Annotated in this window: 5 protein-coding genes and 1 pseudogene; 3 read left to right on the plus strand and 3 right to left on the minus strand. The window is 61.3% G+C overall.

What is annotated here, in order from left to right; all coding sequences use genetic code 11:
• Window positions 1–256 precede the first annotated feature (256 nt).
• Complete coding sequence (gene sstT, locus ACR0EZ_RS25515) at window positions 257–1,483, minus strand: serine/threonine transporter SstT (RefSeq protein WP_480617628.1); 1,227 nt, start codon at window positions 1,481–1,483, stop codon at window positions 257–259.
• A 300-nt stretch (window positions 1,484–1,783) separates the two neighbouring features.
• On the opposite strand from sstT, the gene ACR0EZ_RS25520 reads away from it, so the two are divergent.
• On the plus strand, window positions 1,784–2,728 hold the full coding sequence (locus tag ACR0EZ_RS25520; protein ID WP_480617629.1) for a class I SAM-dependent methyltransferase: 945 nt from the start codon (window positions 1,784–1,786) through the stop codon (window positions 2,726–2,728).
• 160 nt (window positions 2,729–2,888) lie between these two features.
• Window positions 2,889–4,031, plus strand: a complete 1,143-nt coding sequence (locus tag ACR0EZ_RS25525) for a calcium:cation antiporter (RefSeq protein ID WP_480617630.1) — start codon at window positions 2,889–2,891, stop codon at window positions 4,029–4,031.
• Window positions 4,032–4,088: 57 nt separating this feature from the next.
• On the opposite strand, the gene ACR0EZ_RS25530 is transcribed toward ACR0EZ_RS25525, so the two are convergent.
• Both ACR0EZ_RS25530 and ACR0EZ_RS25535 read right to left on the minus strand, forming a co-directional pair.
• On the minus strand, window positions 4,089–4,706 hold the full coding sequence (locus ACR0EZ_RS25530; RefSeq protein ID WP_480617631.1) for a response regulator transcription factor: 618 nt from the start codon (window positions 4,704–4,706) through the stop codon (window positions 4,089–4,091).
• Window positions 4,703–7,093, minus strand: a complete 2,391-nt coding sequence (locus tag ACR0EZ_RS25535) for a sensor histidine kinase (protein WP_480617633.1) — start codon at window positions 7,091–7,093, stop codon at window positions 4,703–4,705. Before ACR0EZ_RS25535 ends, ACR0EZ_RS25530 begins: the two co-directional genes overlap by 4 nt.
• A gap of 126 nt (window positions 7,094–7,219) precedes the next feature.
• Here ACR0EZ_RS25535 and ACR0EZ_RS25540 point away from each other — a divergent pair.
• Window positions 7,220–7,442, plus strand: a pseudogene (locus tag ACR0EZ_RS25540) (hypothetical protein); the annotation flags it as partial.

Below are 7,442 nucleotides of genomic sequence, written 5' to 3' on the forward strand. Positions count from 1 at the left end.
CATCTTTCGGATACTGTGCACCATTGAAGGAAATCATGAGCTGGCTTTCGACTTGATACGACCGACGAGTCATTCACTCGTTAATTCCGAAGGCGTCAATGGCCGAAAGTTTGCAACGGATCCCGGGCTGCCAGCCGCCAAAGCGACTGCTGGCCTAAACTCAGTGGTTCGCGCCCGTTGATAAACAACGGGCGCAAAGGGGAGCCGCATCAGATCCGATTGCGAAAAAAACCCGCATCGGATCTGATCGGCGCTATCAGGCGACCTGTTCCAGCGGCAGTTTGTGCGGATATGGGTCGCCGCGTTTGTGGGAACCGGCGGCGGTGAACAGGACATCCGTGGACGAGTTCAGGCCGGTTTCCGCGGAATCCTGCAGGACGCCGACGATGAAGCCGATGCTGACGACCTGCATGGCGGTCGCGTTGTCGATACCGAATAGGCTGGCTGCCATCGGGATCAGCAGGAGCGAACCTCCGGCCACACCGGACGCGCCGGTGGCGGCGATGGCGGCAATCACGCTCAGCAACAGCGCGGAGAGGAAATCAGCTTCGATCCCGACCGTGTGCACCGCTGCCAGCGTCATCACCGTAATGGTAATGGCGGCACCGGCCATGTTGATCGTGGCCCCGATCGGGATGGTGACGGAATAGGTTTCCTCATCCAGATTCATCCGCCGGCAGAGCTCCATGTTGACCGGGATATTGGCGGCGGAACTGCGCATGAAGAACGCCGTGATGCCGGATTCCTTCAGGCAGGTGAAGACCAGCGGATAGGGGTTCTGACCGATGCGCAGGAACACAATCAGCGGGTTCACGACAAGGGCCATCACTGCCATGCAGCCCAGCAGAAGCGCCAGCAGGTTGGCGTAGCTGATCAGCGTGGCAAACCCGGTTTCGGCGATGGTTGCGGCGACGATGCCGAAAATGCCGATGGGGGCCACACGGATGATGGCCGAGACGATCTTTGTGATCGCGCCGTCCAGATCGGACATCAGCGCCTTGGTCGCGTCGCTGGCGTGGCGAAAGACCAACCCCAGACCGATGGCCCATGCCAGAATGCCGATATAGTTGGCCTGCGCGATGGCGTTGACCGGGTTGTCGACGATTTTCAGCAGAATGTTTTTGACCACGTCGCCCAGACCATCGGGGGCGGCCATTGCCTCGGCCGTTCCGGTCAGGTGCAGCGTGACCGGGAACAGGAAACTGGCCGCGACGGCCAGCACGGCGGCGGCAAATGTGCCGATGATGTACAACATGACAACCGGGCCCATCCGGGCCTCGCTGTCCTTTTTGTGGTTGGTGATCGCGGCGCAGACCAGGATCAGCACCAGGACGGGGGCGACGGCTTTCAGCGCGTCGACAAAGAAATCACCCAGCAGACCGACGGCCATTCCGGCCTGCGGCCACACCGTTGCAAGCACGACGCCCGCAACAAGACCGACGATGATCTGGGTCACCAGACTTCCCTTTAGTATGAAATTCATCGGAGTCACCCTTATGGATTGGGGCCCGAGGCCGCTTGATGGTGCAGCCAGCCGAGCCCAGTTGGCGTGAAAACTGCCCGGTATTTGGGCGGTCTGCCTAAATTTTCAACACTTTGTGAAAAATGAGCTGAGGCCGGCGTGGAACAACAGGGGCAGAGCGCCCGTCACCAATCCGTGATATTGGCCGATCACACCCTGAATCTTAACGGTCTTTAAGTTTCGGGAAACCCGGACGTCATCCCGGCTTGCCATCTGAGGTTCAACGAAACCGGATTTTCACCGAACGGACGAGGGTGCCAGATGTATGACGAAGCTCTGAACCAGATCGGGCGCCCGGCCCACATCTCAAGACCCGAGCTGATAGATGCCGGGTTGCGGTCCGCAAACCTCGGGCTGCGCGATCAGGTGAAACTGTGGGAGCGTCACACGGATGAAAAAGCCGATGTGGCACGTGATCTGATGCGCGGGGTCAAAGCGCTGATGCGGGAAGGCGCGCCAGATCAGCGGTTGCGGACGCTTTCCATCGGATCAAGCGAGGAGCCGCAGTTTCAGCTGCTGCATGCGCTGTCCGATGGCGGGCTGTGGCTGTACGATTGCGACAGCGCGGCGTTGGAGGCCGTGAAGACGCGCGTTGAGCGGACCTTGCTGAACGATGTGCATCTGGTGCAGGGCGATTACCTTCGGGATTTCCACTCGGACCGGGCCGCCGACGCAACGCTGCAGGACCGGCTGGGCGGGGTGCAGTTCGATCTGGTGACCCTTCACCACGCGCTTTATTATTCCCGCCCCGAGGGCTGGCCGGATCTGGTGCGCGCCCTTTGCCATCAGGTCCTCAGCGCGCCGGGCAGACTGCATCTGGCCCTGATGTCCTCATCGACCAAGCGCCCGTATTCGACAACCTGGCTGTACAACCGGTTCGCGGAAAAGTTCTGCGGAACCCGCAACACGCAGAACCTGCTGGGCCTGCCCGCGCGGGTCAACGCGCGGTCCGAGGGCGGGGAGTTGTACTTTTCCGCCCGAAGCAGCGCGGTCCGCTGCCGCCCCGAGCGTTTCGAGGACCTGATGGCGGTTGTCTGGATGATTATGCTGTACCCGCAGGTTCATGATTTCAGCACCGATGAGCGGGTCGAGATCACCGAATTTGTGTTGGAGGAGTTCTGGCTGCCCGGGCGCGACCTTGTGCAGATGCAGGATTACGTGACCATCACCAAGTCTCGGGCCACCCGGCAACCCGGGGTGGGGTGATCGGGCGGCAGCCTGACTGCGTTGCACGCGCGCCGTGGTCTCAGGTTTGGCTGGATAGGGCCGCCCAACCCGGATATGCTGCGCGTAACATTTGATCGGCAAAGGCAATTTCACCCTACGCGACAACGGCACTCCGAAACTTAGACCAAAATTGTGACCCATGGCAGATCAGCCAGAAAAATCGAAACCCGGCCTGTTGAACCTTACCCGTGCTGAACTGCCCACCGCGTTGATCATCGTGACGCTGGGCATATTCCAGTTCGGTGCGGATGGCTTGCTATACGATCTTCAAAGCCTCTGGCTGGCGGGGCTGCTTTTTGTCTTGATTTTCACGGTGATGATGTGGGCCTGTTTCGCCGTTGTCCGGCACGCTGATGCGCTGGCCGAGTTGCTGGGGGAACCCTTTGGCACTTTGATCCTGACGCTGGCGGTGATCGGGATCGAGGTGTCGCTGATTGCGGCTATCATGCTGACGGGGGAGGCCGCGCCGACGCTGGCGCGCGACACCATGTTTGCGGTGCTGATGATCGTGCTGAACGGTCTGGTCGGGCTGGCCCTGCTGATCGGCGCGCTGCGCCATCGCGAGCAGGATTACAACCTGCAAGGGGCGCGCGCGTTCATGGCGGTTCTGCTTCCGCTTGCGGTGCTCAGCCTGATCCTGCCGAAATTCACGGTGTCGACCGATGACCCGACCTTTTCCGTCCCGCAGGCGGTGTTCTTCGGGATTATCATCGTCCTGCTCTATGCCGCGTTCCTGACCGTTCAGACTATGCGGCATCAGGGGTATTTCCTGCAGCCCAAACGCGCGGATGAGGTCGAACATGCCGAGGATCACGGCCATGGCCCGGTCTATTCGGTTGGCTACCACACGCTTTTGCTGCTTCTGACGCTGGTTCCGATTGTTCTGCTGTCCAAGCGCATGGCCAAGCTTGTGGATGTCGGTATCGTTCAGGCCGGGGCACCGCTGGCCCTTGGCGGTGTGGTCATCGCCCTTCTGGTTCTGACCCCCGAAGGGCTGGCGGCGCTGGCCGCGGCCCGCGCCAATCACCTGCAGCGCTCGGTCAATCTGCTTCTGGGCTCGGCGCTGGCGACGATCGGGCTGACGGTTCCCTGCGTGCTGGCCATAAGCCTTCTGACCGAGACCAACACGGTGCTTGGTCTGAGCGACAGTTCGATGGTTCTGCTGCTGCTCACCCTTGTCATGAGCCTTATGACCTTTGGCGGGGTGCGAACGAACGTGCTGAACGGGGCCGTGCATTGTGTGTTGTTCATCGTCTTCGTGGTGCTGATTTTCAGCCCCTGAGGGCGGCGTGGGTCGTCATCTGAGCCCGGCCCGGATCGCGATCTGTCGGGTCAGGGCTCACTGCATCTGCGCGAACAGTTCGTAAAGCTCGATAGTGGTTTTCACCCCGACCTTCTGCTGAATGCGACCGCGATGGATTTCGACTGTGCGCGGGCTAATGCCCAGCTCTGCAGCGATTTCCTTGCTCGAAGTGCGGGCAGGGTGGGTCAGGATGTGGTGCAGCACCTGTTCCTCGCGCTCGGTCAGCAGGCTGCGCTTGTCCGCCAGTTCCTGCCGCCGCGCCTTTTGCGCCCGCAGGTCGGCACCGACGTTCCATGCGGCCTCGATCCGTTCGATCAGGACGGTCAGGTCAAACGGCTTTTCCAGAAAATCAATCGCGCCGGCCTTGGTGGCCCGTACGGATTCAGGAATGCCGCCATGGCCCGAGATGAAAATGATCGGCAGGGTCGAGTTCATTCGGACCAGATGATCCTGCAACTCCAGCCCGTCCATGCCGGGCATGCCGTAATCCAGGATCAGACAGCCTGCGGTATCCTCTCCGACCTGAGCCAGAAATGTCCGGGCGTCGGGGAAATGCGCAACACTCATGCCGCGCTTGCCAAGCGAGCGGGACAGGGCGATGCGCACATCGTCGTCGTCATCGACAATAAAGACGGTGAGCGGTTCCGGGGTCATGATGCACCCTCTGCCGGTCGGTCGCTGCGGCGCAGGGTGAAACAGAACCGCGCACCGGATGTGTCGGTCGGGTCGTGCCAGATGGTGCCGCCATTGTTTTTGACAATGGTCCGGCAGATCGAAAGACCGAGACCCATTCCGTCGGTCTTTTGGGTATCGAAGGTGTTGAACAGGGTCACTTCCGGGCTGACGCCGGGCCCGTTATCGGCGACCTGAACCTCGACAAATTCCGGCGTGATCTGCGTGGTGATGGTGATCCGGCCCGCCTCGGACGGGTCACGGGCCAGCGCATCGATGGCGTTGCGCAGCAGGTTGACCAGCACCTGTGCGATCTGCGTTCTGTTGCCGATCACCTGCGGCAGGGTCGCCTCGTGATAGGCGAGCGTTATGTCGTTTTCCCGGGCCTCGGTCTCCATCAACGTGACGGTCTGCCGGATCAGTCCGCCAAGTTCGAACGCGGTCTGCCGCCCGCGATCCTTGCGCACCACTTCGCGCAGGGCGCGGATGATATCGCCCGCCCGGCGCGACTGCCGGTCGATATCGGTGAGGATCTGGGCCAGTTCGGGGTCGGGGTCGCCGATTTCCTCAAGCGTGATCTTGGCCGCATCCACATTGTAGGAAATCGCGCTGAGCGGCTGGTTCAACTCATGCGCCAGCCCCGATGCCATCTCGCCCATCAGGTTCACCCGCGCCACATGGGACAGATCGCGGCTGAGGCGGCTGGCCTCATCCTCAGCCTGTTTGCGGTCGCTCACGTCATCGACAATGGCAACCGCGTGATCGGGTATGCCTTTTTCGTCGCGGATCAGGATCGCGTTCACCCGCAGCCAGATGGATGAGCCGTCCTTGCGGATAAACTGGTTCTCGGCGATGAATTCGGAATCCTGCAGCAGAGTTTCGCGAAATTTCACCGCGATCTGCTGGCCATCTTCGGGCAGGATATCGGCCAGCGTCATCGTTTCGAACTCAACCGGCTGATATCCCATGATGTCGCAAAGCTGCGCGTTCACCCGCTGGAACCGGCCGGTTTCCGGCGATATCTGCGCCATCCCGCGCGAGGCCAGATCGAAAGTGCGCCCATAGGCGGTTTCGAACCGCTGCCGCTGCCGCACCTCCTGCGCCAGCGCCGCGCCGGTATCTTCCAGTTCTCGATAGGGGCTGTGCAGGCGTTCCTCGGGCGTGATCTCACCGCTGGACAGGCGCTGGGTCTGGCTGGCGAAACTGCGCACCGGGGCATAGATGCGGTCGGCCAGCGCCAGACCGAAGGCCCCGGTCAGGATGGCGATGGACAGGGCGATCCAGATGCCCTGCACCCGGTTCTTCTTGATCTCGCCGATAAAGCTGTCTTCGGCGGCGTAAAGCCCGATCAGCCAGTTCAGGCCGGGTTCGGACACGTCGATCAGCATGGCGACATAGTCCTGACCACCCAGTTCGAAATCCGTATGCACCGGGCCTGCGACCTCGGCCCTGCCGGTCTGCGCCAGCGCGGCAAAGGCCTGACGCGCCAGAGGGTCATCGATCTGGTCCACCATGGGCAGTTCCGGGTTGTCGAAATCCGCGTTCTGGTCGATCAACACCAGCGTCGGATGCGCCAGGACCGAGCCATCGTCGTTGAGCACCAGCGCCGCGCCGCGCCGCTCAGACCAGATGTCCAGCAGAAAGCCGGACAGCGCATCGATTTGAATGTCGACGCCCAGGATGGCGCGGATCTCTCCGGCCTCATCCAGCACCGGCACGCCATAGGTGATGCCCGGCTGGCGGGTGGTGTAGAAGAAATAGGGCTGGGTCCAGATCGGCGCTTTCGCCCGGCTCACCATCCTGAACCACGGGCGCGAGCGGGCCTCATAGGTGTCGGTCCGGGTTTCGGCGGTTTCCAGCAGGGTGAACCGGTCGTTGCGCCATTGGAAATCAGCAGGGTGTTCGGTGATCCCGGGCGCAAAGGGCGGGATGACCTTTGTGCGATAGCGCCCGGGCTCTGCGGCGCGCATGACATAGACAAAACGCCCGGTGTCGTCGGCCAGATAAATCCCGGCCAGCTGCGGGGCTACCTGCAATTGCTGGAAGAAATGGCTTTCCAGCGCCGCGATGTCGTTGATGTCCAGCACGTCGTTTTCCGCCAGCCGCCGCGTGGCGTCCAGCACTTGCCGGGCGGGGTTCAGAAAGCTTTTGACCTGACCGATGACATTCACGCTGACCTCGTTCAGCGAGATGCGCGATTGCCGCAGCAGCGCGTTTTCCGAACTGACGAAAGTCGACAGCGTCACCGACAGCACGGCCACAAACTGCAACCCGGCCAGACACAGGGCCAGCGTCGCGCGCAGCGATCTGCGCCTGCGGGCGGGCTCGGCCTGATCCCGGCGGAATTCCTGTTGCGCTGCGGTGTCCAATTCTTTCGTCCAGAGGGTCTTGGCGGGCGGGCCGGATCATGATGCCCGCCCCATACCCGCAAGCCTATACGTAATCTACCGTATAGACACACCTTGTTTGGTTTCGCTTTGATCTTCGGCATCTGGGTGGCTGATTCCAAAACCGTGTTTTGGATCGATCAGGCATTCTCAAAAGGATCAAAAAAGACTGACAACAGGAGTGTCAAAGTGCTCAATAAATCTTCAATCACAGCGGCCGTAGCCGCCGCCTTTTTTGCCCCTGCGGCGTATTCTGAGGAGTTCATCACGATTGGGACGGGTGGTGTAACGGGTGTTTATTATCCGACGGGCGGAGCGATTTGCCGGTTGG

The sequence above is a fragment of the Ruegeria sp. AK4 genome (genome assembly GCF_056541025.1).